This window comes from Achromobacter sp. Root565 (genome assembly GCF_001427425.1).
Classification (GTDB): domain Bacteria; phylum Pseudomonadota; class Gammaproteobacteria; order Burkholderiales; family Burkholderiaceae_B; genus Achromobacter; species Achromobacter spanius_D.
In genome coordinates this window covers 1737154-1763046 of sequence record NZ_LMGO01000001.1, presented here as the reverse complement: position 1 = coordinate 1763046, position 25893 = coordinate 1737154, and the positions used below count along the sequence as shown (strand labels likewise).

The 25893-nt window shown below is 66.9% G+C and carries 25 protein-coding genes; 20 read left to right on the top strand and 5 right to left on the bottom strand.

Translation table 11 applies throughout. From position 1 onward, the window contains the following. Window positions 1–12 precede the first annotated feature (12 nt). The 11 genes from narJ to ASD71_RS07850 all read left to right on the top strand — a co-directional run bounded on the left by narJ (window position 13) and on the right by ASD71_RS07850 (window position 9463). Window positions 13–660, top strand: coding sequence for a nitrate reductase molybdenum cofactor assembly chaperone (gene narJ, locus ASD71_RS07900; RefSeq protein ID WP_056561748.1), 648 nt, complete (start codon window positions 13–15; stop codon window positions 658–660). 18 nt (window positions 661–678) lie between these two features. Further along, the gene (gene narI / locus ASD71_RS07895) at window positions 679–1362 is read left to right on the top strand and encodes a respiratory nitrate reductase subunit gamma (RefSeq protein WP_056561744.1); all 684 of its coding nucleotides are present in this window, start codon (window positions 679–681) and stop codon (window positions 1360–1362) included. 22 nt (window positions 1363–1384) lie between these two features. Further along, window positions 1385–2146 carry a peptidylprolyl isomerase gene (locus ASD71_RS07890; RefSeq protein ID WP_056561742.1) on the top strand — a complete coding sequence of 254 codons (762 nt, stop codon included), beginning with the start codon at window positions 1385–1387 and terminating at the stop codon, window positions 2144–2146. Next, window positions 2143–3141: a GTP 3',8-cyclase MoaA gene (gene moaA / locus ASD71_RS07885; protein ID WP_056561738.1), complete on the top strand. Its 999-nt coding sequence runs from the start codon at window positions 2143–2145 to the stop codon at window positions 3139–3141. Before ASD71_RS07890 ends, moaA begins: the two co-directional genes overlap by 4 nt. Window position 3142: 1 nt before the next feature. Continuing rightward, complete coding sequence (locus ASD71_RS07880; RefSeq protein ID WP_056561736.1) at window positions 3143–3808, top strand: carbonic anhydrase; 666 nt, start codon at window positions 3143–3145, stop codon at window positions 3806–3808. After that, window positions 3805–4302 carry a molybdopterin-guanine dinucleotide biosynthesis protein B gene (gene mobB, locus ASD71_RS07875; protein ID WP_056561734.1) on the top strand — a complete coding sequence of 166 codons (498 nt, stop codon included), beginning with the start codon at window positions 3805–3807 and terminating at the stop codon, window positions 4300–4302. The genes ASD71_RS07880 and mobB overlap by 4 nt, the downstream gene beginning before the upstream one ends. 93 nt (window positions 4303–4395) lie before the next feature. Further along, window positions 4396–6333: a type IV pili methyl-accepting chemotaxis transducer N-terminal domain-containing protein gene (locus tag ASD71_RS07870; protein ID WP_056561732.1), complete on the top strand. Its 1938-nt coding sequence runs from the start codon at window positions 4396–4398 to the stop codon at window positions 6331–6333. A gap of 14 nt (window positions 6334–6347) precedes the next feature. Continuing rightward, window positions 6348–7010 carry a response regulator transcription factor gene (locus ASD71_RS07865; protein WP_056561730.1) on the top strand — a complete coding sequence of 221 codons (663 nt, stop codon included), beginning with the start codon at window positions 6348–6350 and terminating at the stop codon, window positions 7008–7010. Window positions 7011–7092: 82 nt separating this feature from the next. Then, window positions 7093–8109 carry a peptidase U32 family protein gene (locus tag ASD71_RS07860; RefSeq protein ID WP_056561728.1) on the top strand — a complete coding sequence of 339 codons (1017 nt, stop codon included), beginning with the start codon at window positions 7093–7095 and terminating at the stop codon, window positions 8107–8109. Beyond that, complete coding sequence (locus tag ASD71_RS07855; protein ID WP_369818944.1) at window positions 8100–8999, top strand: U32 family peptidase; 900 nt, start codon at window positions 8100–8102, stop codon at window positions 8997–8999. The genes ASD71_RS07860 and ASD71_RS07855 overlap by 10 nt, the downstream gene beginning before the upstream one ends. Further along, on the top strand, window positions 8996–9463 hold the full coding sequence (locus ASD71_RS07850; protein WP_056561727.1) for an SCP2 domain-containing protein: 468 nt from the start codon (window positions 8996–8998) through the stop codon (window positions 9461–9463). The genes ASD71_RS07855 and ASD71_RS07850 overlap by 4 nt, the downstream gene beginning before the upstream one ends. A 148-nt stretch (window positions 9464–9611) precedes the next feature. Here ASD71_RS07850 and ASD71_RS07845 read toward each other — a convergent pair whose 3' ends face one another. Both ASD71_RS07845 and ASD71_RS07840 read right to left on the bottom strand, forming a co-directional pair. Then, window positions 9612–11792: an ABC transporter permease subunit gene (locus ASD71_RS07845; RefSeq protein ID WP_056561726.1), complete on the bottom strand. Its 2181-nt coding sequence runs from the start codon at window positions 11790–11792 to the stop codon at window positions 9612–9614. A gap of 34 nt (window positions 11793–11826) precedes the next feature. After that, the gene (locus tag ASD71_RS07840) at window positions 11827–12849 is read right to left on the bottom strand and encodes an amino acid ABC transporter substrate-binding protein (RefSeq protein ID WP_056561724.1); all 1023 of its coding nucleotides are present in this window, start codon (window positions 12847–12849) and stop codon (window positions 11827–11829) included. Between the two features lie 168 nt (window positions 12850–13017). Between ASD71_RS07840 and ASD71_RS07835 the strand changes: the two genes are divergently transcribed. Beyond that, window positions 13018–14157, top strand: coding sequence for an aminotransferase class V-fold PLP-dependent enzyme (locus tag ASD71_RS07835; protein ID WP_056561723.1), 1140 nt, complete (start codon window positions 13018–13020; stop codon window positions 14155–14157). Between the two features lie 35 nt (window positions 14158–14192). Then, complete coding sequence (locus ASD71_RS07830; RefSeq protein ID WP_056561721.1) at window positions 14193–15488, top strand: O-acetylhomoserine aminocarboxypropyltransferase/cysteine synthase family protein; 1296 nt, start codon at window positions 14193–14195, stop codon at window positions 15486–15488. A 37-nt stretch (window positions 15489–15525) separates the two neighbouring features. On the opposite strand, the gene ASD71_RS07825 is transcribed toward ASD71_RS07830, so the two are convergent. Beyond that, window positions 15526–16455 (bottom strand): AraC family transcriptional regulator, encoded by a 930-nt coding sequence (locus ASD71_RS07825; RefSeq protein WP_056561719.1) that lies wholly within the window; start codon window positions 16453–16455, stop codon window positions 15526–15528. A 134-nt stretch (window positions 16456–16589) separates the two neighbouring features. Between ASD71_RS07825 and ASD71_RS07820 the strand changes: the two genes are divergently transcribed. The 5 genes from ASD71_RS07820 to ASD71_RS07800 are packed head-to-tail and all read left to right on the top strand — an operon-like array spanning window position 16590 to window position 21171. Beyond that, complete coding sequence (locus ASD71_RS07820) at window positions 16590–17147, top strand: carboxymuconolactone decarboxylase family protein (RefSeq protein WP_056561716.1); 558 nt, start codon at window positions 16590–16592, stop codon at window positions 17145–17147. After that, on the top strand, window positions 17144–18289 hold the full coding sequence (locus tag ASD71_RS07815) for an acyl-CoA dehydrogenase family protein (RefSeq protein WP_082578826.1): 1146 nt from the start codon (window positions 17144–17146) through the stop codon (window positions 18287–18289). Before ASD71_RS07820 ends, ASD71_RS07815 begins: the two co-directional genes overlap by 4 nt. Further along, window positions 18286–19083, top strand: coding sequence for an ABC transporter ATP-binding protein (locus ASD71_RS07810; RefSeq protein WP_056561714.1), 798 nt, complete (start codon window positions 18286–18288; stop codon window positions 19081–19083). Before ASD71_RS07815 ends, ASD71_RS07810 begins: the two co-directional genes overlap by 4 nt. Before the next feature lie 43 nt (window positions 19084–19126). Further along, entirely contained in the window at window positions 19127–20317 is a 1191-nt protein-coding gene (locus ASD71_RS07805) for an ABC transporter substrate-binding protein (protein WP_056561712.1), read from the top strand. After that, window positions 20314–21171 (top strand): ABC transporter permease, encoded by an 858-nt coding sequence (locus ASD71_RS07800; protein WP_200949367.1) that lies wholly within the window; start codon window positions 20314–20316, stop codon window positions 21169–21171. The genes ASD71_RS07805 and ASD71_RS07800 overlap by 4 nt, the downstream gene beginning before the upstream one ends. 3 nt (window positions 21172–21174) lie before the next feature. On the opposite strand, the gene ASD71_RS07795 is transcribed toward ASD71_RS07800, so the two are convergent. Next, window positions 21175–21636 carry a surface-adhesin E family protein gene (locus ASD71_RS07795; RefSeq protein ID WP_235512043.1) on the bottom strand — a complete coding sequence of 154 codons (462 nt, stop codon included), beginning with the start codon at window positions 21634–21636 and terminating at the stop codon, window positions 21175–21177. A 150-nt stretch (window positions 21637–21786) separates the two neighbouring features. On the opposite strand from ASD71_RS07795, the gene ASD71_RS07790 reads away from it, so the two are divergent. Next, complete coding sequence (locus tag ASD71_RS07790) at window positions 21787–23205, top strand: hypothetical protein (protein ID WP_056561711.1); 1419 nt, start codon at window positions 21787–21789, stop codon at window positions 23203–23205. Between the two features lie 88 nt (window positions 23206–23293). Here the strand turns inward: ASD71_RS07790 and ASD71_RS07785 are convergent, their stop codons facing one another. Beyond that, window positions 23294–23983: a GntR family transcriptional regulator gene (locus ASD71_RS07785; protein WP_056561710.1), complete on the bottom strand. Its 690-nt coding sequence runs from the start codon at window positions 23981–23983 to the stop codon at window positions 23294–23296. 136 nt (window positions 23984–24119) lie between these two features. On the opposite strand from ASD71_RS07785, the gene araD reads away from it, so the two are divergent. Continuing rightward, a complete protein-coding gene (araD, locus tag ASD71_RS07780) occupies window positions 24120–25853 on the top strand; it encodes an L-arabinonate dehydratase (protein ID WP_056561709.1) in 1734 nt (577 codons plus the stop codon). Window positions 25854–25893: the final 40 nt, after the last annotated feature.

Genomic DNA, 25893 nt, shown 5'->3' with positions numbered 1-25893 from the left:
AAGGAAAACATCATGAGCCTGTACCGACTGCTTTCCGCCATGCTGTGCTACCCCGAGCCCGAGCTGCTGGACTATCTGGGTGAACTGGAAGAGGCCCTGGCGGCCTATCCGGACGCCGAGGAGACCCTGCAGCCCCTGGTGAGCTACCTGGCCTCGAACGACCTGATTCCCCTGCAGGAGAACTACGTCGCCACTTTTGACCGCAACCGCTCGCATTCCCTGCACCTGTTCGAGCACGTGCACGGCGAAAGCCGCGACCGCGGACAAGCCATGGTGGACCTGTTGCAGACTTACCGCGATCACGGCTTCGAGCCGATGGTCTCGGAATTGCCGGACCACGTGCCGCTGTTCCTGGAGTTCCTGGGGGTCATCGACCCCGGCACGGCCCAGGACCTGCTGGACGAAGCCATCCACGTGCTGGCGGCCATCGGCGCGCGGCTGGCCAAGAGCGAAAGCTCCTACGCCTGCGTCTTCGCCGTGCTGCGCGCCCAGTCCCGCGTGGTCCCCCGCGTGCAGACCGAGGCGCCGGTGCGCGACATGGACGAGGCGATGGAGGCCTTCGGAGCCGGCCCCGACGGCGTGGAACCGCTGCTGCGGCCGTTTTCGGGGGGCGGTGCACAGCCCGTGCACTTCCATCCCCGTCCCGCCGCGACTCATTAATGCCCAGGACGACGCATCATGAACTCCCTGAACCAGTTTCTTTTCGGCATCTATCCGTACATCGCGCTGACCATCTTCCTGCTCGGCAGCCTGGCGCGCTTTGAACGCGAGCAATACACCTGGAAGTCCGACAGCTCGCAACTGCTGCACCGCGGCCAGTTGCGGCTGGGCAACATCCTCTTTCACATCGGCATCATCGGCCTGTTCTTCGGGCACATGGCGGGCCTGCTCACGCCCGTCGTCGTGTGGGACACGCTGGGCGTCTCGCACTCGCTCAAACAGATGGTCGCCATGGTGGCCGGCGGCGTGATGGGCGGACTGTGCCTGATCGGCCTTCTGATCCTGATTCATCGTCGCCTGACCGATCCGCGTATCGCGCACGCCACCCGGCCGGGCGACAAGATCCTGCTGCTCTGGATCCTGGTGACCCTGCTGCTGGGCCTGTCCACGATCGTGCTGTCGGCCGGTCACATGGACGGCGAAATGATGGTGCACCTGATGACCTGGGCGCAGCACATCGTCACGTTCCAGGGCGACGCCGCCAGCTACATCGCCGGCGTGCCGCTGCTCTTCAAGGCGCACCTGTTCATGGGCCTCACGCTCTTCGTGATCTTCCCGTTCACCCGCCTGGTGCACGTGTGGAGCGGCTTCGCGTCGATCGGCTACCTGGGTCGCGCCTGGCAGCTCGTCCGTCCGCGCTGATCCACCCTCCTAGGAGCCGAACATGCCTGTCATCGTCAATGGCGTCGAACTGAACGACGCGGATCTGGAACGTGAACTTCCCTTGCACGCCGAGGCCGGCAATCCCATGCGCGAGGCCGTCACGGCCCTGGTGCTCCGGCGCGTCCTGCTGGACGAGGCCGGCCGGCAAGGCCTGGATGTGTCCGACGAGGAAAGCGCCATCGGCGCGTTGCTCGCCAGCCAGGCCCCCGCGCCTGAAGCCGACGACCCGGCGTGCCGGCGCTTCTACCAGATGCACCCCGAACGCTTCATGGTGGGTGAACTGGTCGAGGCCGACCACATCCTGTTCCAGGTCACGCCCGACGTGAACCTGGACATGCTGAAGGCGCATGCCAACGTGGTGCTGACCGAGCTGCTGGCCGACCCCTCGCGGTTTGCCGAGGTCGCCCGCGAGCAGTCCAATTGTCCATCTGCCGCCGTGGGCGGCAACCTGGGTCAGCTCGGGCGCGGCGACACCGTGCCGGAGTTCGAACGCGCGGTGTTTGCATTGCCTTCGGGCGGGCTGCTGCCGCAATTGCTGCAGACGCGGCATGGCTTGCACATCGTGCGCGTCACACGCCGCGTCGAAGGCCGGCTGCTGCCGTACGAGCACGTGGAAAAGCAGATTGCCACGGCGCTCACCACCATGAGCCGCGACACCGCCTGGCGGCAATACACCAAGCTGCTGGTGGGGCGGGCCAAGATCTCCGGCATCGACCTGGACGATGGGGAACCCGAACGCGTCTTCGCCGGGAGCGCCGCATGATGGACGAGCCAGCCCCTGCCGTATTGGCGGACGGCTTTGGCCGCCGCATCGACTATCTGCGGGTCTCGGTGACCGATCGCTGCGACCTGCGGTGCAGCTACTGCCTGCCCAAGGACTTCAAGGGCTTCGAGACGCCGGGCAACTGGATGTCCCACGACGAAATGGCCCGGTTGGTTGGGCTGTTCGTCGGCCTGGGCGTGGCCAAGGTCAGGCTCACCGGCGGCGAACCGCTATTACGCAAGGGCGTGGCCGGGCTGGCAGCCACCATCGCCGCCATGCCCGGACTGCGCGACCTGTCCGTCTCCACCAATGCCACCCAGCTTGTGCGCCATGCGCAGTCGCTGCGCGCGGCCGGCGTGAGCCGTCTGAATATCAGCCTGGACACGCTGGACGCTCCGGCGTTCTCGCAGATCACCGGGCGAGACTGTCTGGATTCGGTGCTGGCCGGCCTGGCGGCGGCGCGCCAAGCCGGATTTTCGCCGATCAAATTGAACAGCGTGGTGCATGCCGCCACGCCCGAATCCGAAGTCCGCCGCCTGCTGTCCTATGCGGTGGAGCAGGGCTTCGTGCTGCGGCTGATCGAACCGATGCCCATGGGCGAATGCGGCCGCGGGTTCGCACATACCGACCTGAATGCGATGGGCGCGCGCCTGGCGGCCGACGCCGGTCTGGTGCCGTCGCTGGCGGAATCGCGCAACGGCCCGGCGCGTTACTGGACAAGCGGGCAGGGCGCGCCCGTGCTGGGCGTCATCACGCCCATGTCGCGCCATTTCTGTGCCACCTGCAACCGCGTGCGGCTGGGTGTGGACGGCACCTTGTATTTGTGCCTGGGTCAGGAAGACCAGGTGCCCCTCGGACACCTGCTGCGCGCGGGCGCCAGCGACGCCGACCTCATCCAGGCCATCCGGGCGGGCATCGCGGCCAAGCCGGAACGCCATGACTTCAACGCCCGCCCCGAACGCATCGTGCGCTTCATGGCGCAAACGGGAGGCTGACATGCAAGACCTTGAACGACTCGTCGGCGGCTTCCAGCGCTTTCAGCAGCAATACTACGAAGACGCGCCATCGCTGTACCGCAACCTGCGCGACGGCCAGCATCCCAGCACGCTCTTGATCGGCTGCTGCGATTCGCGGGTGGATCCGGCCATGTTGCTGGGCTGCGACCCCGGCGACATCTTCACCGTACGCAATGTGGCCAATCTGGTGCCGCCGTGCAGCAAGGACCGTGGACTGCAGGGCGTGCTGGCGGCCATCCAGTTCGCGGTCGAGCAATTGCAGGTCAGCCGCATCATCGTGCTGGGCCACGCGCAATGCGGCGGCATCCGCGCCCTGATGGAACGCGGCATTCGCCGCGATGGCGAAACCGACTATCTGGGGCGCTGGATGGACATCGCCGAACCGGCGCGCGAGCAGGTGCTGCGGCAACTGCCGGATGCCTCGAAAGAAGAGCGCCGGCGCGCGTGCGAACAGGCCTCCATCCTGATCTCGCTGCGCAATCTGGAAGACCTGCCGTTCGTGCGGCGGGCGGTCGACGCGGGCAGCCTGTCGCTGCACGGCTGGTACTTTGACCTGGTGGCGGGCGCTTTGCTGGCATACTCCCCGCGGGCGGACACGTTTCTGCCCATCGTATGTCCCTTGCTGACGGAACCCGCCCTCGTATGACTCCCGTATTCGGTATCGCCGGCCGCTCTGGCAGCGGCAAAACCACTCTGATCGAAGCGATGTTGCCGCTGCTTGGCGCGTGCGGCCTGCGCGTGAGCGTCATCAAACACAGCCATCACGACTTTGAAATGGAGCCGCCGGGCAAGGACAGCGCGCGCTTTCGCACCGCCGGCGCGCAGGAAGTCATGATCGCCTCACCGTTCCGGTACGCCATCGTGCATGAACTGCGCGACACGCCGGAACCCACCCTGGAGGCGCAACTGGCGCGGCTGTCGCCTGCCGATCTCGTGCTGGTCGAAGGTTTCAAGCAGGCGGCGATTCCGCGCATCGAGGTCTACCGCCCGGCGCTCGGCAAGCCGCCACTGCACATCGAAGACCCCACCTTCCTGGCGGTCGTGACCGACGCGCCGCTTGACATCGCATTGCCCTGCCTGCCGCTGAACGAACCTGCAAAGGTTGCGGACTTTCTGTGCCGCACCCTTGGTCTGGTTTGATTGTGGGCGTGACAGAACGGGCACGTGCACGCCGGGAAGGCGGCGGGAAGCGACTACACTGACATCCGAAATGCGCTTCCTGCCTCGATATTCATGAAGTCCACAGATACCGCCGCCCAATCCGACGCGCTGCCGTCGCCCCGGCACCGCCTGTCCACGCGCATCGTGGCCAGTTCCTTGCTGGCGCTGATCGTCGTGCTGTCCATGGTGAGCTGGACGTTGTGGCTGTCCTGGCAACTGGAAGGCGCGGGCGCCGCCATCAACGACACCGGCAGCCTGCGGATGCGGGCCAATCGCGTCGCCGTCGAACTGATGCGGCCGCAAGCCGGCCGCGAAGTGCGCACCACGGAACAGGTCACCATCCTGGACGAGACCATTGCGCGGCTGGCACGGGGCAATCCCGCGCGGCCGCTTTTCATTCCCAACGACAACGCCATCCGCGCCCAGTGGCACGACGTGGCCGCGTACTGGCGCGACATCATGAAGCCCGCGGCCCTGCGTTCCATCGGCCAGCCGGACGCTTCAAGTTACCTGGAAACGCTGCCCGAGTTCGTGGCCCGCGCCGATACACTGGTCCGCATGATCGAACAGGACAACGCCGGCAAGACCACGTCGCTGCGCCTGTCGCAGGGCGTGCTTGCGGCGATTGCCAGCGCGGGCACGCTGGCCATGATCTACCTGCTGTACTTGTGGATCATTTCGCCCGTGCTGCGGCTGCGCGACGGCCTGCAGCGCATGGCCGACCGCGAGTTCAGCACCCGCCTGCCCGTGGAAAGCCAGGACGAGTTCGGCGTGCTGGCCCGCGGCTACAACCGCATGGCGGACGAGCTTCAAGACCTGTACACCAGCCTGGAGCAGCGGGTCGAACAGAAGACGGCGCAGCTTGCCGCGCAGAACCGCGACATCGGGGCGCTATACGACATGGCCGCGTTCCTGAACCAGCCCAACGAGATCGAGGCCATGTGCGATGGCTTCCTGCGCCGGGTCATGCTGCAGTTCGATGCGGACGCGGGCAGCATCCGCGCGCTGGATCCCAACAACGAAAAGCTCAACCTCGTGGTGTCGGTGGGGCTGTCCGACGAACTGGTCGAATCCGAACACTGCATGAAGGTCGACGACTGCTATTGCGGCGTCGCCACCCGTCAGGCCGGCGTCATCGTCATCCAGGATTTCCGCCAGTCGCCGCCGGACCTGGACCTGAACTGCCAGCGGGACGGCTTTGCCAGCGTGGCGGTGTTCCGCATCGTGACGCGCGACGAAGTCCTCGGCTCGTATTCGCTGCATTTCCGCACGCAGCGCCGCTTGCTGGCGTCGGAGTCGCAGCTCCTGGAAACGCTGGGCCAGCACCTGGGCGTGGCGCTGGACAACCGGCGCCTGAGCGCGCAGGCGCGCCAGCTGGCCGTGGTGCAAGAGCGCGGGCTGGTGGCCCAGGGTCTGCACGACAGCCTGGCGCAAGGACTGAACTTCCTGAACCTGCAACTGCAGATGCTGGATGCCGCCATCAAGCGCGGCGACGAAGAAGAGGTCAGCGAAATCCTGCCGCTCCTGCGCACCGGCGTGGACGAAAGCTACCAGGACGTGCGCGAGCTCCTGACCAACTTCCGCAGCAAGCTGTCGCAGGGCGACCTGCAGGCCGCCATTGAAGACACGGTTGCCCGTTTCCGCCGCCAGACCTCCATTGAAACCGAACTGACCTTCAGCCAGGGTGAAGGCGCGCAGCTGCAGCCCGAGCAGCAGTTGCAGGTGCTGTTCATCCTGCAGGAAGCGCTGTCCAATGTGCGCAAGCATTCCGAGGCCAGCCGCGTGCGCATCGCCGTGGAAAATGGCCGGGACTTCACCCTGCTGATCGCTGACGACGGCCAGGGGTACGACCCGGCCGACGTTGCCGACCGGGGCGAATCCCATGTTGGCCTGCACATCATGCGCGAGCGCGCCGCCCGGATGCGCGCCGTGATAAAACTCGAATCGCAGCCCGGCGCCGGCACGCGCGTGGCGCTCACCTTGCCTGGCGCCGAGCGCCAGGCCGCCTGACATCCTCGCCCATCATGACCATCCGAATCCTGCTCATCGACGACCACACCCTGTTCCGCTCCGGTGTCCGCCTGCTGTTGCAGCGCCAGCCCGACTTCGAGGTCGTGGCCGAGGCGGGGGACGGCGTCGAAGGCCTGAAGCGCGCCCAGGAACTCAAACCTGACGTCGTCCTGCTGGACCTGAACCTGCCCGGCCTGTCGGGGCTGGAAACGCTGCAACTCCTGACGCAAGATCTACCCAACTGCGCGGTCATCATCCTGACCGTGTCAGAAGAAGCCGACGAGCTTGGCCAGGCGCTGCGCGACGGCGCGCGCGGTTATCTCGTCAAGAACATCGACGCGGACGCGCTGGTGGCCGCCATCCGCCGCGCCGCCAACGGCGAAGCCGTCATTGCGGACAGCATGACGGCCAAGCTGGTCGAACAGTTTCGCGGACAGGCCAGCCAGACGCCGCCGCCGCCCGGCACGGCCGAGCGCCACCGCCTCACCGCGCGCGAAACGCAGATCGTGCAGTGGCTGGCACGCGGGGCCAGCAACAAGGTCATTGCGCGCGAACTGGATGTCAGCGAAAGCACCGTCAAGATCCATGTGCAGAACGTGCTGAAAAAGCTCAATCTGACCAGTCGCGTGCAGGTCGCGGTGTATGCCGTGGAACGCGGCTTGTACACCGAGGAATAGTCCTAAAAAAAGGCGCCGCGCGCGCCGCGCCGTTTGATTTTCGACAAGGCCCGGGGGACGGGCGGCCCATAGACTGGCCGTCATGCAAACTCGAACCTCTCCCATAGAGCTCGTGGCCCCGGCAGGCAGTCTGGCCGCCTTGAAAGCGGCGATTGAAGCGGGCGCCGACACCGTCTATCTCGGGCTCAAGAACGCCACCAATGCCCGCAACTTTGCCGGGCTCAATTTCACCGAAGCGGACATCCGCGCGGGCGTCGAACTGGCGCATCGCCACAACCGGCATGTGCTGTTCGCCATCAACACGTTTGTGCAGGCAGGTCGTATGGCGGAATGGCGGGCTGCCGTCGACGCCGCCCATGACCTTGGCGCCGACGCCGTCATCATGGCCGATCCGGGCCTCCTGGCCTACGCCAGCGACCGCTATCCCGATCTGCGCCTGCATCTGTCGGTGCAGGGGTCGGCCACCCATACTGACGCCATCGAGCTCATGAAGGAACAGTTCGGCATCCGCCGCGTGGTGTTGCCACGCGTGCTGACATTGACGGAAATCGCGCGCATTTGCGCCAACGTCAGTGTCGAGGTCGAGGTCTTTGGTTTTGGCAGCCTGTGCGTCATGGCCGAAGGGCGCTGCCTGCTGTCGTCATACGCCACCGGCGATTCTCCCAACAACAAGGGCGTCTGTTCGCCCGCGCACGCGGTGCGCTGGGTCGAAGAAGACGGCCGCATGGATGCGCGCCTGTCCGGCATTCTCATCGACCGCTACGAACCCGGCGAACCGGCTGCGTACCCCACGCTGTGCAAGGGCCGGTTCGAAGTGGACGGGCAAGCCGACCACGCGCTTGAAGAACCCACCAGCCTGAACGCCATCGGCCTGTTGCCCGAGCTGGCCGAGATGGGCGTGTCCGCCATCAAGATCGAAGGGCGCCAGCGTAGTCCGGCGTATGTCACGCAGGTGGTGTCCACGCTGCGCGCGGCGCTGGACAGCGTGCACGCGGACGCGTCGCGCTTTTCTCCGCGCCCCGAATGGAACGCCATGCTGGCGCGCCATGCCGAGGGTTCACAAGTCACACAAGGCGCTTTCGAACGTCCATGGAAATGACCTCCATCCCATTCCAGATTTCCGTCGGCCCCTTGCTGTATTACTGGCCGCGCCAGCGCGCCATGGATTTTTACGCCGCCGTCGCGGAAAGCCCCGCGGACATCGTTTACATCGGCGAGACGGTCTGTAGCCGGCGTCATGAGCTGCGCGCCGACGATTGGCTTGAACTGGCGCGTGATCTGCGCGCGGTGGGCAAGACGGTCGTGCTGTCGGGCCGCACATTGATCGAGACCGGCGCCGAGGCCAGCGCCCTTAAAAAGCTGTGCGAGCAGCAGGATTTCATGGTCGAGGCCGGCGAACTGGGCGCGGTACGCCATCTGAGCGGCCGCGGCTTTGTTGCTGGCCCGCACGTCAACGCCTATCACGGCGGCACGCTGACCTGGCTGGCCAGCCGCGGCGCCGTGCGTTTTGTCGCCCCGCTCGAAATGGACGGACCCACGTTGGAACAGTTGCTGCGCGAGCGTCCCCCCGGCATGCAGGCGGAAGTCATGGTGTGGGGCAGGATGGCGCTGGCGTTTTCGGCGCGCTGCTTCACGGCGCGGCACTTCCGCCTGAAGAAAGACGACTGTGGCTTCCGCTGCATCGAGCATCCCGACGGCCTGGACATGCGCACCCGAGAATCCCGCGAATTCTTGGGCATCAATGGCATCCAGGTCCAATCGGCGGCGTGCCTGGACTTGTTGGCCGAAGCGCCCGAATTGGTGGGCATGGGCGTCGACGTCCTGCGCATCAGCCCGCAATCAGCGGGCACGCTGGAAGCGATTGCGGCACTGGACGCTACGCGCCAAGGCGTCAAGCCCGAGCCGGTGTCGCCGCCCGCGGGAATCGGCCGCTGCAATGGTTACTACTACGGGCAGGCCGGCATCGGCCTGCAGGAGGCCGCCGCATGAGCGCAGCCCTGAATCTACCGCCCATGCTGGCCAAGCTGGGCAAGTGCGTGCCGGGACCCTTCGTGTCCCTGCATTTTGTCGCGGGACTTGAACTTGCCCGCCGGTTCAAGTGGCTGGAGCCGCCGGCAGAGCTGAACGGACGCACGTTTGCCATCACCGTCGAAGACCTGGGGTTGCGCAGCAGCTTCGTGGTGCGCGACGGCGCGTTCCGGCCGCTGTGGAACAAGGGGCCGCAAGCTGGCGCCGCCGAACTGGAACTGGGTGCAAAACTGGCCGACTTCCTGGCGCTGATGCGCGCGGAAACCGATGCCGATACCTTGTTCTTTCAGCGCCGCTTGCGTATCGCCGGCGATACGGAGCTGGGATTGATCGTCAAGAACTGGCTGGACGCGGCGCCTCGACCGGCATGGCTGCAGCGCATCAGCCCGGTAAATGGCGGAATCGGGAGCGGGGCGGGCGGCTGATTCTTTTGGCGATTCCGGTTCTTCCGTCAGGGTCGGCACCTCGTCCTTGGCGCAACTCCTAAACCGCGCCCGAAAGGACTTACATGCGGCCCGCGTTCGGAATGCTTTGATGCCGGGCATACGGTTCGTGTCCGGCCTTCCGCCAATTTCAGCTGCGCCCTTCCATGCGGCGCGCAACCCGCGACAACGCCAGACTGGCGGACAGATACAACAGCGCCACCGCCAGATAGACCTCGACGTGATAGGGCCGCCAATCGGTTCCCGCAACCACCGCCTTGGCAGCGCCCAGCACGTCAAACACGCCAATGATGCTGACGAGCGACGTGTCCTTGATCGCGCCGACAAAGACGCCCAGCGCGGCGGGTGCGGCAATGCGGCGGGCCTGCGGCCAGATCACGCACGCATAGGCAAGCGCGGGACGCATTCCCAATGCGCGTGCCGCCATCATTTGCCCAGGAGGAATCGCCTGCAGTGCGCCGCGCAGTACTTCGGCCAGCACACACGCGGTATGCAGGGTCAGCGCAGTCAACGCCATGCTGAACTTCGACACACCGCCGCCCAGCAGCATGGGCAGCACAAAGGACGCGAACAGCAGCTGCGTCACCAGCGGCACGCCGCGCGCCGCTTCGATCAGACCGGCGGCGGCCAATGATCCGGCAGGGCTGCCGGACCGGCGAAGCAGGGCGAGCGCAAAGGCAAGCGGCACGGCCGCGACCAGCGCCGCGATTGCCAGGATCAACGTGACGAGCAATCCGCCCCAGCGTTGAGGGCCGATGAAGTCGCCGCCCCACGGCCAGCCGGTCAGCGCGGCCGCGGCAATGCCAAACAGTGTGGTTAACAGGGCAATGCGCAGGTGCGGCGGCGCGCGGCGTGCGCCCAGGGCGACGGCAATGGCGGCCAAGAGCGCCAGGCACGCCACCAGCGCGGGACCCCGGTGCGCTTCGGACATGGTGCCGTAGAACAACAGCGGCAGGTTTTCGCTGACGGCGGCCCAGCAGGCTCCCGTCATATCTGCGCAGGTCATCGGGTCGCCCGACCACACGGCACGGAGCACGGCCCAGTCCAGCAGCGACCAGGCCACGGCCACCAGCAGCAATGTCAGGACGGCCGACACCGCTTGGCCGCTCAGCGTTCTGGCCTTGCCGCCGGCTCCATTCCAGAACGCGCGGTCACCCAGCCGCGCCCCGTGCGTATCGCCTGGGCCGTGCCGCGTATGGCGCGCATTCCAGGCCGACAGCCCGCCGCCCAGGCAAAGCGCCAGCGTCAGGTAAATGGCCACCGCAAGCGTAATGCCTTCCAGCGCCAACCCAGTTTGCGTGATGGCGGTGTTGATGACGGCCATCAGTTCCTGGTAGCCGATTGCGATGGCGAGCGTGCTGTTCTTGACGAGCGCCAGGCATTGGTTGGCGTAGGGCGGCAGTGCGACGCGCGTGGCGTAGGGCGCGATCACCAGCCTCAGCACCTTGAGTGGCGTCAGGCCCATGGCCTGGCCCGCTTCGACCAGTCCCACGGGCACGGCACGGACCGCGCCGCGCACGATGTCGGCAATGTAGGCGGCGTGAAAGACCACGAGGGCGATGGTCAAGGCGGCGAACTCGATGCTGGGTTGCCAGCCGCCGTGCAAGCCGAGCCCGCGCTTGACGGGCAGGTCGATCTGCATGGACGGCAATAGCGTCCACGCGATCGCGGCGGCGGCTAACACCGCAGTTGATGCGGCAGCGAATGCGGGGGCCTGCGCCGAACCGGACCAGCGGCGGCGCGCGCGCCAGCCCAGCGCCAGCGCGGCCAGGGCCACACCCGCATAGGGCAACCAGCCATGCAGCGCGGGCAAGGCCAAGCCGCGATTGGACAGCAGCACGGAAGGCAGCGGCGACCAGGCCTGGCGCAGGTCGGGCAGTCGCAGCAGTAGTCCATACCAGACGAACAGCTGCAACAGCACGGGGGTGTTGCGCAGCGGGGCGATGACAAGGGCGGCAGTTCGCGCCGCCAGCAAGTTGGACGACAACCCCAGCAATCCCAGGCCCACGCCCAGGATGGTCGCCAGCGGAATCGCCACCACGGCGACGGTCAGCGTATTGACCAGTCCTGTCGCGAGGGACATCCAGTAGGGATCTTCCGGCGTGACATTGAGCAGGCTTTCGGAGATGCGGAATCCCGCCGGTTGAAAGAGAAAGCCGAATCCGCCGTGGATACCGCGCGCCGCCTGCACCGATTCGATGTGCAGCACCAGAATGGCGGCCAAGCTGCCCAGTCCCAGGATCCACGCCAGCGCTGGCAGCCAGCGGCGCCACGGGGCAGTCAACGGGAACGGGAGCGTGGTGGCGGTCATGGCAAGCCGTGCGGCAGAAGTCGAGCGATACGCATCACTGGAACGGCGGCGAGTACAGCAGGCCGCCCTTGTTCCATTGCGCATTCAAGCCGCGTTCCAGCTTGAGCGGCGTGGCGGCGCCCAGGTTGCGGTCCCACACCTCGCCGTAGTTGCCCACGGCCTTGATCGCCTGCTTGGCCCAGGTTTCGTCCAGGCCGAAGCTTTTGCCGATGCCGGGGTCCACGCCAAGCAGGCGGCGCACCTGCGCGTCGGTGCTTTGCGCCTGGCTATCGGCGTTCTTGGCGGTGATGCCCAGCTCTTCGGCGGCGACCAGCGCGTTGACCGTCCAGCGCACGATGGCGGCCCAGTTCGGATCGTCCTGGCGCACGAAGGGGCCGAGCGGCGACTTGTTGATGCGCTCGGGCAGGATGACGAAGTCGTCCGGCTTGCTGGCGCGTGCGGCGCGGCTGGCGGCCAGCGTGGAGGCATCCGACAGGTAGACGTCGCAGCGTCCGGCGTAGAAGGCCTGTTCAAGTTCGACCAGGTTCTCGATGACGACCGGGCGATAGCTGAGCTTGTTCTTCTTGAAGTAGTCGACCAGGTTCTGTTCATTCACCGTGCCGGGCTGCACGCAGACCTGCGCGCCTTCCAGTTCGGTGGCGCTCTTGACGCCCAGCTTGCGCGGCACGAGGAAGCCTTGGCCGTCGTAGAACACGATGCCGGCGGACGCGATGCCCAGCCCGGCGTCGCGGCCCGAGGTGATGGTGGTGTTGCGGTTCAGCACGTCGATCTCGCCGGACTGCAGCGCCGGAAAGCGTTGCTGCGAGCTCAGCGGCACGAAGCGGGTCTTTTCCGGATCGCCGAGCACGGCGGCGGCCAGCGCGCGGCACAGGTCGGCGTCAAGGCCGGTCCAGCGGCCTTGCTTGTCGGCAATCGACAAGCCTGCCGAGCCTTGGCTGACGCCGCACACCAGTTCGCCGCGCTTCTTGATGGTGTCAACCGTGCCGGCTTGCGATGCACCGGCCAGCGCGAACGCGGCGGCCACGCCCGCGGCCTTGAATAGATGAATCAAACGCATGCTGTTCCCATGATTGTTGTGTGCAAGAGAGGCACGAATTCTATGGGTGGGCCACGGTTTGCCGAGCGACTTAATACTCATATCAATATGAAAACTAAGCCTTATCCAGATGCGCGTCATATACCTAGAATGCCCGCATGCCAGATGGTCTGGCGGAGTGGGTTGCGCATGACTTGGCAGGACGAATTCAGACAGTTGTTTCCCATCACGCGCGACAAGGCGTACGCCAACATCGCGTACACCAGCCCCCTGTCCCCGCGCGTGTCGGCCGCGGTGGCGGACTTCTTCGACGGCATCACGCATGCTCGCAGCGACAAGCCGCAATGGCTGCGTGATGCCGACGCCTTGCGCGTGCGGCTGGCCCGGCTGATCGGCGGCGACGCGCACCGGCTGGCGTTCACCAAGAACACCACCGAGGGATTGAACACGGTCGCGCAGGGACTGGCGTGGAAGGAGGGAGACAACCTGATCGTCGACGATCAGGAACATCCGTCAAACGCCTTGCCGTGGCTGAATTTGCGGCGCCGAGGCGTGCAGGTGCGCGTGGCGCAGGCGCGCGCGCATCGCTTCACGGTCGATGACCTCTGGCAGCACGTGGACGCCCGCACGCGATTGATCGCGGTGTCGTGGGTGCAGTACGGCACGGGCCTGCGTATCGACATCCAGGAATTAGGGCGCCGCTGCGCGGAGCGCGGCATCTGGCTGGTTGTGGACGGGATCCAGGGCGCCGGCCTGCTGCGCGCGCAGGTGGACGACTGGCACGTCGACGCCTTTGCATGCGGTGCGCACAAGGGCATGCTGGGTCCGCTGGGCGTGGGGCTGCTGCACGTGTCGTCACGGCTGCTCGATGCGCTGGACCCGTTCTACATCGGCCCGTCTGGCGTGACCACATTGGACAAGTCCGGTCTGCAATGGCAGGCGGCGGTGTCGGACACCAGCGACGCGCGGCGGCTGGAAACCGGCAACCTGAACTACCCCGGCATCGCCGGCTGGACGGGCGCGCTGGACCTGATCGAACAGGCCCGGCCCGAGCGCATCGAGCCCTGGGTGCTCGAACTGTCGCAGGCGCTGAGCGAGGGACTGCGCAGCCTTGGCGCGCAGGTCGTGTCGCCGCCGGGCGATGACGTGCGCAGCACGACGACGGCGCTGCGCGTGACCGACCCCGCTGCCGCGCTGGCGCATTTGACGCAGGCCGGTGTCGTGGCGAGCGTCGTGGAGTATGGTTACGTGCGGCTGTCCGTAGGCGCCTATAACAACCATGAAGACATCGAACGCATCGTGCGCGCCGTGCGCGCATTTGCGGCCTGATCTGAATTTTCAATCACGTATTACCGGAGAGACTGATGACTGAATCGAAGAAGCCCAACTGGCGTCTGGAAACCGTGGCCGTCCACGGCGGCTACCGCCCTGATCCGACCACGCGCGCAGTGGCGGTGCCCATCTACCAGACGGTGGCTTACGCGTTCGATGACACGCAGCACGGCGCGGACCTCTTCGACCTGAAGGTCGCTGGCAACATCTACACCCGCATCATGAACCCGACCACCGACGTGCTGGAGCAGCGCGTGGCGGCCCTGGAAGGCGGCATTGCCGCGCTGGCGCTGGCCTCGGGCCAGTCCGCCGTCACATACGCGATCCTGACCATCGCCGAGGCGGGCGACAACATCATTTCGTCCAGCACGCTGTACGGCGGCACCTACAACCTGTTCGCGCACACGCTGCCGCAGTACGGCATCACGACGCGCTTTGCCGACCCGTCCGATCTGGCCGCTTTCGAAGCGCAGATTGACGACCGCACCAAGGCGATCTTCGCGGAGTCGGTCGGCAACCCGCTCGGCAACATCACGGACATCGCCGCGCTCGCCGAGCTGGCGCATCGCCACGGCCTGCCGCTGATCGTCGACAACACCGTGCCGTCGCCGTACCTGTTGCGTCCCATCGAGCACGGCGCCGACATCGTGGTGCAATCGCTCACCAAGTATCTGGGCGGGCACGGCACCAGCCTGGGCGGCGCCATTATCGACTCGGGCAAGTTCCCGTGGGCCGAGCACAAGACCCGCTTCAAGCGCCTGAACGAGCCGGACGTCAGCTACCACGGCGTGGTGTACACCGAAGCCTTCGGCCCGGCCGCCTACATTGGCCGCGCCCGCGTCGTGCCGTTGCGTAACACCGGCGCGGCGATCTCGCCGTTCAACTCGTTCCAGATCCTGCAAGGCATCGAGACGCTGGCGCTGCGCGTGGACCGCATCGTGGAGAACGCGGTCAAGATCGCCAGCTACCTGCGCGAGCATCCGAAGGTCGAATGGGTGAATTACGCGGGCCTGCCGAATCACCCGGACCATGCGCTGGCCAAGAAGTACCTGGGCGGCAAGGTGCCAGGCCTTTTCACGTTTGGCGTGAAGGGCGGCCGCGATGCCGGCGCGCGCTTCCAGGATGCGCTGCAGCTGTTCACGCGCCTGGTCAACATCGGTGATTCCAAGTCGCTGGCCACGCATCCGGCGTCCACCACGCACCGCCAGCTCAATGCAGAAGAATTGAAGAAGGCTGGCGTGCGCGAGGAAACGGTGCGCCTGTCCATCGGCATCGAGCACATCGACGATCTGATCGCCGATCTGGAACAAGCGCTGGCACAGGTGTAAGCGCCCGGCGCGACGCCCGCACCGGGCTGGAAACCGGTCAGACCGATGTGGGACGGCGCCGCCGCAAGGCGGACGGCGCCACGCCTTCCGTGCGCTGGAACACCCGGCTGAATGCGGCCTGGGATTGATAGCCCACGCGTTCGGCGGCCTCCTGTATGCCCATGCCCTGGTCCAGGAGCCGCCGCGCCACGCGCATGCGCAGCAACTGCAATAGCTGCGCCGGCGTCGTGCCGCTTTGCAACGTGAAGCGGCGGTGGAAGGTGGCCTTGGACATATGAACGCGATCCGCCATGTCCTGCATGCTCCAGGGCGCGGCGGGCTCAGCCAGGATGGCCTGCAGCAGACCGGCCATGGCCGGATCGCGCGCCAGCACGAAAAGACCATGCGCCTGCCGGTCTTGAATGGCCAGGTGGCGCAGCATGAAGAAGATCAGCAGATCCGTCAGGCGCTCCAGCACGACGGGCGAGGCAGACGGCGCGCGCGTGGTCTCGTCCAGGATCAGATTGAACACGCCGCGCGCGGCGCGAAAGCGTTCGTCGTCCGCGCGCAGCAGCAGATAGTCGGGCAGTGTGTCGGCCAGCAGGTCGGCCAGCCCCGGGCGAAATTGGAAGAACCCGCAGGCAAGGCCCGTGCCGTCGGGCTGACGGGGCGACAGCGGCTGCATCGGGCCGCACGCCGCGCTGGCGGTGGCGGACGGCTGCAGGGGCGTCAACACGTGGGCGACGTCGCGCAGGAAGAAGATGCCATCGCCCGCCGCCAGCGTGTGCGATTCCTGGCCCGATGCGATGTCTGCCCGGCAGCGGCCGTGCAGGATCAGGTGGAAACTGGCGCGGGCGCGTCCGCTGGTGCTGGCGGTCCAGTTGCCGCAATACTGGCCCAGGTGATAAAGACTGGATTGCACCTCCAGGCTGGACAGCAGCACCGCGTCCACGGCGGCTTGATCGGTAAGGGAGGAATCTGGGGTCAAGGTGCGATTCGGTTATATGCGCATAGCTGAAAGTCGATAAGATCGAGCATCAAGTTGCGATCCTCGTGCATTGTCGCTTGCGGGGCGCTGCACGCACAATGATGTTTTCATTCGCTAGCCCTACGGAGATATTCATGGCCCGTCTGACCGTGCACACCGCGCAAAGCGCGCCCGAACCCACCCGCCCGGCGTTGGCCGCGGCCGAGAAGGGCTCGGGATATCTGTCCAACCTGCTGGGCGTGCTGGCGGGCGCACCCGCTGCGCTCGAGGCCTATCAGACGCTGTCGCAGATCAATGCGCGCGCCGGCCTGACGCTGCAGGAGCGCGAGGTCGTTCAACTGGTGGCCGGCACGCTGCACGGCTGCACCTTCTGCGTGGCGGGTCACACCGCGCTGGCGCGCAACAAGGCCAAGCTGTCACCCGAAGTCGTGGACGCGCTGCGCGCGCAGGGCACGCTGCCCGACGCGCGGTTGCAGGCGCTGGCGGCATTCACGCAGGCCGTGATCCGCACGCGCGGCCGTGTCGACGACGCGGAACTCAAGGCCTTGCGCGACGCGGGCTACACCGAGGGCAACGCGCTTGAGGTGATCCTGGGCGTGGGCCTGGCCACGATCTGCAACTTCGCCAACAACCTGGCGCAGACCCCCTTGAACGAACAGCTCAGCGAATACGCCTGGAGCGGCGCGCAATGACGGCGCAAACCGCAACCCGGCAGCACGACGACGGAGCACCGGCCGGCGGCGCGATCCTGCCGCAAGACCTGCGGGATTGGCTCACGCAGCATGCCGACGCGCTGGACGAGGGCAGCCTTGACGCCGCCACGGTGCTGCCGCGGCTGGCGTCGGCGGGTTTGTTCCGCATTGGCGTGCCCGAGTCGAAGGGCGGCCTGGCCGGCACCGATATCGGCGATGCGATCGAAGCGGTGTCGCAGGTAGCCGAACTGTCGGTTGCCAGCGCGTTTGTCGCGTGGGGGCAGCGCGTCTTCATCGAATACTTGCTGACCAGCCCCAATGCGGCGCTGACCGAGCGCTGGCTGGCGCCGCTGCTGGCCGGCGAGTTGGCGGGCGCTACCGCGCTATCCAACGCCATGAAGTTCCTGAGCGGCATCGAATCGCTGCAGATTGCGGCGCAGGGCGATGACGGGCAATGGGCGCTGGACGGCCGCATGCCCTGGGTGACGAATCTGCGTCCGCAGGGCTTTCTCGTTGCGGCGGCGGTCACCGCGCCCGACGGCACGCCGGCGGTTGTCGCGCTGCCGCACGATATCGCCGGACTGGAGCGCAGCGCGGACCTGTCGCTGCTGGCCCTGCAGTCCAGCAACACCGCCGCGCTGGACGTGCGCGGCGTGCGCATCGGTCCCGAATGGCTGATCCACCCCGACGCGCGGCAATATCTGCCGGGCGCGCGTCCTGCCTTCGCCGGCCTTCAATGCGGCCTGTCGATAGGCCTGGCGCGCAGGGCGTTGCAGGCAGCCGGGCAAGCGGGGCAGGGGCAGGCGTCGCGCGGCATCCTGGGCCAGCCCTTGAAGGCGCTGTCCGCGCAACTCGAGGAATTGACGGCCAGCCTTATTGCCGGCGTGCGCAGCCAGCGCTTCGTGACCGAGCCGTGGGCCTTGTTCGAGATTCGCATCGCGCTGGCCGACGCCGCCAATGCGGCGGTGCAGCTTGAGCTGCAAGCCAGCGGCGGCGCGGCCTACCTGAAACCCGGGGGCGCAGGCTTTGCGCGGCGCTGGCGCGAAGCGGCGTTTCTGCCCATCGTGACGCCGAGCCTGGTGCAGTTGAAGACCGAACTGGCCAAGCGCCAGGCCCGGCTTGCCGCGCAGGCTGCCTCATGACGGCGGCGCCGCTGCCGGTGCTACAGGCCCGGAATCTGGCGCTGCGCTACCCCGGTGCGAACGCCGCCGTCTTTGAAGGCGTCGGCCTGGACCTGGCGCGCGGCGAAGTGGTGGCCGTGCTGGGCGCCAGCGGCGCCGGTAAATCCAGCCTGCTGCGTGTTCTGGCCGGCCTGCAGCCTGCCACCGAGGGCACGCTGCTGATGGAGGGCGCGCCGCTCACGGGCGTGCATCCGCGTGTGGCGGTGGCGTTTCAGGATCCGAGCTTGTTGCCCTGGCTGTCGCTGGAGCGCAATGTCGCCTTCGGACTGGATTTCAAGCATCAGCCGGCGCTGACGGATGCGCAGCGCCGCGCCCGCGTGGCGCAGGCCATCGACGAAGTGGGACTGGCGCACGCGCGCCATCTGCGGCCGGCCCAGTTGTCGGGCGGCATGGCGCAGCGCACGGCGCTGGCGCGGTGCCTGGCGCGTCAGCCGTCGGTGCTGCTGCTGGACGAACCCTTTGGCGCGCTGGACGAGGTCACGCGCGGCGAAATGCAGGAGCTGCTGCGCAAGGTGGTGGCCGACTTCCAGACGGCGGCCGTCCTGATCACGCATGACATCGACGAAGCGCTGCTGCTGGCCGACCGCATCGTGCTACTGGGCGGCGCGCCCGGCCGCATCCTGGGTGTGTGGCAGGTGGACCTGCCGCAGCCGCGCGCCGACCTGCTGCCGGAAATGGGCGCGCTGCGCCTGGAGATCCTTACCCGCTTGCGCGCCGCGCTGCGGGCCACGCGCGGCGATGCCGTGCTTGCCTGACTAACCACGACCCAGTCTGACCAACCCCGCTAGGAGCTTTCTGATGTGCCTTGAACACATGTCGCGTCGCGACTGGTTGAAACTCTCGGCCCTGCTGACCGCCGGCGGCGCTGCATCCCTGCTGTCGGCCTTCAACGCCCGGGCACAGTCCGAGCCCGATGCACCCGTGCGCATCGGCTATCTGCCGATCACCGACGCCGCGCCGCTGCTGGTGGCGCATAACAATGGGCTCTTCGACAAGGCGGGCGTCAAGGCCGAAAAGCCCGTGCTGCTGCGCAGTTGGGCGCAGGTGATTGAAGCCTTCATCTCGGGTCAGGTGAACGTGGTGCACCTGTTGTCGCCGATGACGGTGTGGGCGCGCTTTGGCAGCAAGGTGCCCGCCAAGGTGGTGGCCTGGAACCACGTGGGCGGCTCCGGCCTGACCGTCGCGCCCGCCGTCAATGCCGTGAAGGACCTGGGCGGCAAGACGGTGGCGATTCCGTTCTGGTACTCCATCCACAATGTCATGCTGCAGTACCTGCTGCGCGAGAACGGCCTGACGCCGGTGTCGCGCAAGGACGGCGCGCCGGCCGCCAATGAAGTGAACCTGGTCGTCATGGCGCCCGCGGACATGCCGCCCGCCCTGGCGCAGCAGCGCATCGCCGGCTACATCGTGGCCGAGCCGTTCAACGCGGCGGCTGAAACCCTGGGCGTGGGCAAGGTGCTGCGCTTTACGGGCGACATCTGGCGCAACCACGCCTGCTGCGTCGTCTTCATGCACGAGCGCGACCTGACGCAGCGGCCGGAATGGTCGCAGAAGGTGGTGGACGCCATCGTGCAGGCGCAGCTCTGGATCCGCGACAACCGGGCCGAGACAGCGCGGCTGCTGTCCAAGGAAGGGATCAACCGCTACACCCCGCATACGCTGCCGGCGCTGACCAAGGTGCTGGCGCCGCCGCCCGAGGACCGCGAGCAGTATCTGGCCAGCGGCGCGATCCGGCACGCCGATTGGGATGAACGCCGCATCGACTTCCAACCGTATCCGTTTCCCAGTTACACCGAGGAACTGGTGCGGCGGCTGCGCGACACGCTGATCGAGGCGGACCGCGGCTTCCTGGCTGACCTGGATCCGGCGCGCGCGGCGGCCGAGCTGGTGGACGATCGCTTTGTCCGACGGGCAATCGAATCGGCCGGGGGCCTGACGCGCTTCGGCTTTCCCGATGCCTACAGCCGGACCGAGATGGTGCAGGCGTGACGGGACGCGAGTCGGTGGCGCAGGCACCGCACGACGCGCAGGCACCGCCCGAAGCCCCGCGGCGGTCCGCGGCGCATTACCGGCCCAAGACGGCCGCGGGCCTGGGCCTGTGCGCGCGCTACGCGCTCGGCCTGAGCGGGTTGGGCCTGCTGCTGGTGCTGTGGTGGCTGGGCACGGAGGTCCTGGCGCCGACGGGCGGCATGGCGCGGCGCTTTGCGCCCGGGCCCACGTTCGTCAGCCTTGGCGAATTGCTCACCAGCTCGGATTTGCCTGCCCACATCCTGGTCAGCCTGCGGCGGATCGCGGTGGGATTGGGACTGGCCTTGGCGATCGGCGTGCCGCTGGGCCTGGCGATCGGAAGCTGGCGCCGGCTGGAAGCGGCCGCATCGCCCGCCATGCAATTCCTGCGCATGATCTCGCCGCTGTCGTGGATGCCGATCGCGGTCATGGTGTTTGGCGTGGGCGACGATCCCGTCTATTTCCTGCTGGCATTCGCGGCGGTCTGGCCGATCGTGCTGAACACAGCTGCTGGCGTGCAGCAGCTTGATCCGCGGTGGCTGCAACTGGCGCAAAGCGTGGCCGCGACCCGCTGGGAGACGCTGCGCAGCGTCATCCTGCCCGGCGTGATGGGCCATATCCTGACCGGCGTGCGGCTGGCGATCGGCATCCTGTGGATCGTCCTGGTCCCATGCGAAATGCTGGGGGTGTCGGCCGGCATGGGGTATTTCATTCTGGACACGCGCGACCGGCTGGCCTATTCGGAACTGATGGCGATGGTGCTGATGATCGGCGTGCTGGGCTTTTTGCTGGATGCCGGCGCCCGGGCGTTGTACCGGTACTGGCGAGGGCAGTAGCGGCTACTTGCGCGCGCTTTTGCCGTTTGCCTCGCACACCAGGTCCCGCAGACGCCGCTGCACCGGGTCGCGCGTCACGGGCGCGTTGCGGATGCCCGCCACGGGGATGGATTCGACGATTGCCCCGGTGGCGTCGTTGCCGGCGTGGTGCAAGACCTCGGTGACCGTATAGGTGTTGGCGCCGCAGTTCAGCGTGATGGGCTGGGTCACCGAGCCATAGGGTTGGCCATTGGCCTCGGAGATGCGGGGCTGGGCGTAGAACCAGGCCACCGTCACCGCCCGTACCGTGGGGCTTTCGGACACGGTGCGGATGGAATTGCTGTCGTAGAACACGCCGGGCATCGTCTGCGGGTCGACCGGAACCCAGGCTGGATCGTTGGCGGCGGCGCCATGCGCCAGCGTGCCGGCGCTCGCCGCGACAAACAGGGCCAGGGCGAGGAGGGCAGAAGGAGGCCTTGCGGTCATGGGCGATTCCGTGGTGTCGGGGTAGGGGCGCGCGTCCGGTAAGACGTGAGCGTGCGTTACGCCAGTATAGAGAACCAGGCGCAACGCGCTATAGTTCTGTCCGTTCGATAAATGTGGCTGGCGGCGTGGGGGGCTGGCATTATGCCCGGGATGCCTGGACCCAAGACCATCAGACTCGTGGCCGCCGGCTTGGCGGTCCTCTCGGCCGCCGTGCTGGCGCGGGGCATCTATCAGATCATCCCGATGGGCGATCCGCTGCCGCGCAGCGAGGTCGTCGGCGAACTCAACGGCCCGGCGCTGGCGTCATACTCGCGCGTTGCCATCCAGCGTTACGGCGAACGCCAATTGCTGACCGGCCAGCTTCTGGTCACCGCCAAGGACATTGACGGCCTGGCGCAGGCGCCCGTGCTCGACACGCAGATCCCGGCCTTGAAAGATCGGCTGCAGAAGCAGCGCATCCAGCTCGCGCAGACCGGCGCCATCACCGCCATGGCGCATGGCCACGGCGATCTGGCCCTGACCATGCTGCAGACTGGCCGTTCCACCTCCGATGCACGCAACCTCATTTATGGAGGACGGGGCACCGGCGTGTTCGAGCTGCTGGCCTCCGTCAGCGGCGATACCGGCGTCACCCTGATCGGCGCGCCCGGCGGCGAGCCGCTGTATCTGGTCACCAGCACCCTGCGCAGTCCGGGCGAAGGCGACCAGCCCGCTGCCTGGGATGCGCTGCGCTCCGACGACCTGGGCGTCACCTGGACCTACGATCCCGACGTGACGCTGGGCGTGCCGCAGCTGCACACAGCCTTTCTCACCGACCGGTTGGCGATTGCCCTGGAAAACCACGAGACCGGCGTGCGTCTGCTGTATAGCTGCGATGGCGCCAAGCGGTGGTCGGCGACGCGGCTGAAAGAGCAGGTGTGGCCGGATTCGGCGGCATTTGAGCGCAAGTTTGCCGAGACGGCGGAGCGGGACCGCAAGGCTTATGGCCCGGAGCAACTTGGCTATGGCTGGTCGCTCTATCCGCTGGACGACACGCGCGCGGTGGGCTGGAGCTGGCGCACCCGCGTGCGGCCCGAAGGCCAGGACGCGCCCGAGCTGATCGAGACGCGCCGCTTCGAGGTGCAATTCCAGGAAGGCGCGTCGCCGGCGTTCCGCATCACGCCGGACGTCGCCCGGGTGCCTGCCCAGGACGCCCACGCGCTGCTGACACGCGATCAGCCCGTCTTCGAAACCGAGGGCGACACCATCTACCAGTTGGACAAGAGCGGCATGTCCTGGGTGAAGCGGTCGCGCTCGCCCGATGTGCGCGGCGCCAAGTCGTGGATCGGACAGGCGTGGTTCGGCCGCAATGCGTGGGTCATCAAGACCTACGCCGAACAACTGTTCTCGGGCAACGAATACACGAAGACCTACTTCTACAGCCGCGACAAGGGCAGGTCCTGGCGGCCGTTCCAGCTGTCGCACGAGCAGGAGCGCGGGCTGCTGGGCCTGGACCAGACCGGCGACGCCTTGCTGTCGCTTGCCGAACGCAGCGGCAAGACCGTCATTCAGCGGTATCCGCTGGATTGAGCCCGCCTTTGCGATAGGCCCCCGTCTAGGCGATCAGCCGTCCGCCAATCAGCCGTTGGTTCACGGCTTGTGCACGGCGCGCACTAGGCTAATCGGCCACCACGTAATCGGGATAACGCTTGCAGATTTCAGCCACCTGGCTGAGCGTGCCGGACAGGTGCTCGCGCAGCACCTGCTGCGCCCGGGCCGGATCCTGCGCGGCGATGGCGTCCAACAGCCGTTGATGGTCGTCCAGGATGCGTTCCGCCTTGCCGGCTTCGGGCAGATGCAGTCGGCGCAACCGGTCCAGGTGGCCGCTGTAGCGCTGCGCCATCTCCCACAGGCTGGCCACGCCCGCGGCTTCGTGCATGTCGCGGTGAAACGCCTGATCCGCGTTGATGAACTGCTGGTATTCGCCGCTGGCGTGGGCGGCGCGCTGCAGGTCGATGGAGGATTGCAGGCGCTGGAGCAATAACGGATCGGGCCGCTGCGCCAGCAGATGGACGATCTCCAGTTCCAGCGAGCGGCGCAGGAAATGCGCCTGCCGCGCGGCGGCAATGTCGACCCGGCTGACCACCGTGGTGTGCTGCGGATAGATTTCGACCAGGGCTTCCTCGGCGAGCCGCATGAGCGCGTCGCGGATGGGGGTCTGGCTCAGGCCGTAGCACTCGGCCAGGGTGACGCGCGACAGCGGCGCGCCGGGAACGAGTTCCAGCGAAATGATCTGGCGCCGCAGGTGTTCAAAAACCTGGGGTGCCGCGTGGCGGGAGCGATCCAGTCTGAGCTTCTGGCTTTGCATCAGGTAAGCGTGTCGAATCCCGCGTGGGGAAGGGCTGATAACGAATGCCGCAGTGTAGCGGGTTTTCACCTAGCTGACGCACTAATGTATTAGTGTTTAAATGCTTTGACTCTCACTCCGCATCCCCTCGTATCCCATGAAACGCACCTACGAAAGCTTGCGCAGCGCTGCCTGGATGGCCAAGGACGATCTGCGCTCCTTTGGCCACCGTTCCCGCATGATGCAGATGGGCTACGGCCCGGACGATTGGGCGGGGCGCCCCGTCATTGCCATCATCAACACCTGGTCCGACCTGAACCCCTGTCACAGCCACTTCAAGCAGCGCGTCGAAGACGTGAAGCGCGGCGTGTTCCAGGCGGGCGGCTTTCCGGTGGAACTGCCCGCGATCTCGGTGTCGGAATCCTTCGTCAAGCCGACCACGATGCTGTACCGCAACTTCCTGGCCATGGAGACCGAGGAACTGCTGCGCAGCCACCCGGTGGACGGCGCCGTCCTGATGGGCGGCTGCGACAAGACCACGCCGGGACTCATCATGGGCGCCATCAGCGCCGGCCTGCCGTGCGTGTACGTGCCGGCCGGTCCCATGCTGCGCGGCAACTGGAAGGGCAAGATCCTGGGTTCCGGGTCGGACGCCTGGAAGCTCTGGGACGAACGCCGCGCCGGCAAGATCACGCAGGAACAATGGACCGAAGTGGAAGGCGGCATCGCCCGCAGCTACGGCACCTGCATGACGATGGGCACCGCCAGCACCATGACCGCCATTGCCGAGGCCATTGGCATGACGCTGCCGGGCGCCTCGTCCATCCCTGCTGCGGACGTCAATCACATGCGCATGTCCGCCGAGTGCGGCCGGCGTGTGGTCGAGATGGTCTGGGACGACCTGACGCCGCAGCGCATCTTGAGCGTGGCGTCCTTCAAGAACGCCATCAACGTCGCCATGGCGATGGGCTGTTCCACCAACGCCATCATCCACCTGGTCGCCATGTCGCGCCGGGCGGGCTGCGCCGTGGGCCTGGACGACTTCGACGCGGCCAGCCGCAAGGTGCCCGTCATCGCCAACATCCGGCCTAGCGGCGACACCTACCTGATGGAAGACTTCTATTACGCGGGCGGCCTGCCGGCGCTGATGTCGCGGTTGCAGGGCCGCCACCTGGACCTGTCGGCCATGACGGTCACCGGCAAGACGCTGGGCGAGAACATCGCCGGCGCCGAGGTCTACAACGACGACGTGATCCGCAAACTGGACGAGGCGATCTACGACGAGGGCGCACTGGCCGTGCTGCGCGGCAATATCGCGCCCGACGGCTGCGTCATCAAACCGAGCGCATGCGCCCCGCAATACCTGCGCCACACCGGCCCCGCGCTGGTCTTTGACGACTATCCCAGCATGAAGGCTGCCGTCGAGGACGAAAACCTGGACGTCACCGCCGACCACATCATGATCCTGCGCAATGCCGGCCCGCAGGGCGGTCCGGGCATGCCGGAGTGGGGCATGCTGCCGATCCCGACCAAGCTGGTCAAGCAGGGCGTGCGCGACATGCTGCGCCTGTCCGATGCGCGCATGAGCGGCACCAGCTACGGCGCCTGCATCCTGCACGTGGCGCCCGAAAGCTACATCGGCGGCCCGCTGGCGCTGGTCAAGACCGGCGACACGATCACCGTGGACGTGCCCGCCCGCACCATCAATCTGAACATCAGCGACGAGGAACTGGCCGCACGCCGCGCCGCCTGGACGCCGCCGCCCAAGCGCTACGAGCGCGGCTACGGCTGGATGTATTCCAAGCACATCCTGCAGGCCAACGACGGCTGCGACCTCGATTTCCTGGAAACGGAGTTTGGCGCGCCCGTGCCTGAACCCGCCATCTTCTGATTCCCGTCCTCTTTAGATCCACGATCAAATACCCGGAGCC

What these genes read in the sequence shown, in the direction of transcription:
- narJ (WP_056561748.1), top strand. Translation starts at nt 13, where the DNA reads ATGAGCCTGTACCGACTGCTTTCCGCCATGCTGTGCTACCCCGAGCCC.
- narI (WP_056561744.1), top strand. Translation starts at nt 679, where the DNA reads ATGAACTCCCTGAACCAGTTTCTTTTCGGCATCTATCCGTACATCGCG.
- ASD71_RS07890 (WP_056561742.1), top strand. Translation starts at nt 1,385, where the DNA reads ATGCCTGTCATCGTCAATGGCGTCGAACTGAACGACGCGGATCTGGAA.
- moaA (WP_056561738.1), top strand. Translation starts at nt 2,143, where the DNA reads ATGATGGACGAGCCAGCCCCTGCCGTATTGGCGGACGGCTTTGGCCGC.
- ASD71_RS07880 (WP_056561736.1), top strand. Translation starts at nt 3,143, where the DNA reads ATGCAAGACCTTGAACGACTCGTCGGCGGCTTCCAGCGCTTTCAGCAG.
- mobB (WP_056561734.1), top strand. Translation starts at nt 3,805, where the DNA reads ATGACTCCCGTATTCGGTATCGCCGGCCGCTCTGGCAGCGGCAAAACC.
- ASD71_RS07870 (WP_056561732.1), top strand. Translation starts at nt 4,396, where the DNA reads ATGAAGTCCACAGATACCGCCGCCCAATCCGACGCGCTGCCGTCGCCC.
- ASD71_RS07865 (WP_056561730.1), top strand. Translation starts at nt 6,348, where the DNA reads ATGACCATCCGAATCCTGCTCATCGACGACCACACCCTGTTCCGCTCC.
- ASD71_RS07860 (WP_056561728.1), top strand. Translation starts at nt 7,093, where the DNA reads ATGCAAACTCGAACCTCTCCCATAGAGCTCGTGGCCCCGGCAGGCAGT.
- ASD71_RS07855 (WP_369818944.1), top strand. Translation starts at nt 8,100, where the DNA reads ATGGAAATGACCTCCATCCCATTCCAGATTTCCGTCGGCCCCTTGCTG.
- ASD71_RS07850 (WP_056561727.1), top strand. Translation starts at nt 8,996, where the DNA reads ATGAGCGCAGCCCTGAATCTACCGCCCATGCTGGCCAAGCTGGGCAAG.
- ASD71_RS07845 (WP_056561726.1), bottom strand. Translation starts at nt 11,792, where the DNA reads ATGACCGCCACCACGCTCCCGTTCCCGTTGACTGCCCCGTGGCGCCGC.
- ASD71_RS07840 (WP_056561724.1), bottom strand. Translation starts at nt 12,849, where the DNA reads ATGCGTTTGATTCATCTATTCAAGGCCGCGGGCGTGGCCGCCGCGTTC.
- ASD71_RS07835 (WP_056561723.1), top strand. Translation starts at nt 13,018, where the DNA reads ATGACTTGGCAGGACGAATTCAGACAGTTGTTTCCCATCACGCGCGAC.
- ASD71_RS07830 (WP_056561721.1), top strand. Translation starts at nt 14,193, where the DNA reads ATGACTGAATCGAAGAAGCCCAACTGGCGTCTGGAAACCGTGGCCGTC.
- ASD71_RS07820 (WP_056561716.1), top strand. Translation starts at nt 16,590, where the DNA reads ATGGCCCGTCTGACCGTGCACACCGCGCAAAGCGCGCCCGAACCCACC.
- ASD71_RS07815 (WP_082578826.1), top strand. Translation starts at nt 17,144, where the DNA reads ATGACGGCGCAAACCGCAACCCGGCAGCACGACGACGGAGCACCGGCC.
- ASD71_RS07810 (WP_056561714.1), top strand. Translation starts at nt 18,286, where the DNA reads ATGACGGCGGCGCCGCTGCCGGTGCTACAGGCCCGGAATCTGGCGCTG.
- ASD71_RS07805 (WP_056561712.1), top strand. Translation starts at nt 19,127, where the DNA reads ATGTGCCTTGAACACATGTCGCGTCGCGACTGGTTGAAACTCTCGGCC.
- ASD71_RS07795 (WP_235512043.1), bottom strand. Translation starts at nt 21,636, where the DNA reads ATGACCGCAAGGCCTCCTTCTGCCCTCCTCGCCCTGGCCCTGTTTGTC.
- ASD71_RS07790 (WP_056561711.1), top strand. Translation starts at nt 21,787, where the DNA reads ATGCCTGGACCCAAGACCATCAGACTCGTGGCCGCCGGCTTGGCGGTC.
- ASD71_RS07785 (WP_056561710.1), bottom strand. Translation starts at nt 23,983, where the DNA reads ATGCAAAGCCAGAAGCTCAGACTGGATCGCTCCCGCCACGCGGCACCC.
- araD (WP_056561709.1), top strand. Translation starts at nt 24,120, where the DNA reads ATGAAACGCACCTACGAAAGCTTGCGCAGCGCTGCCTGGATGGCCAAG.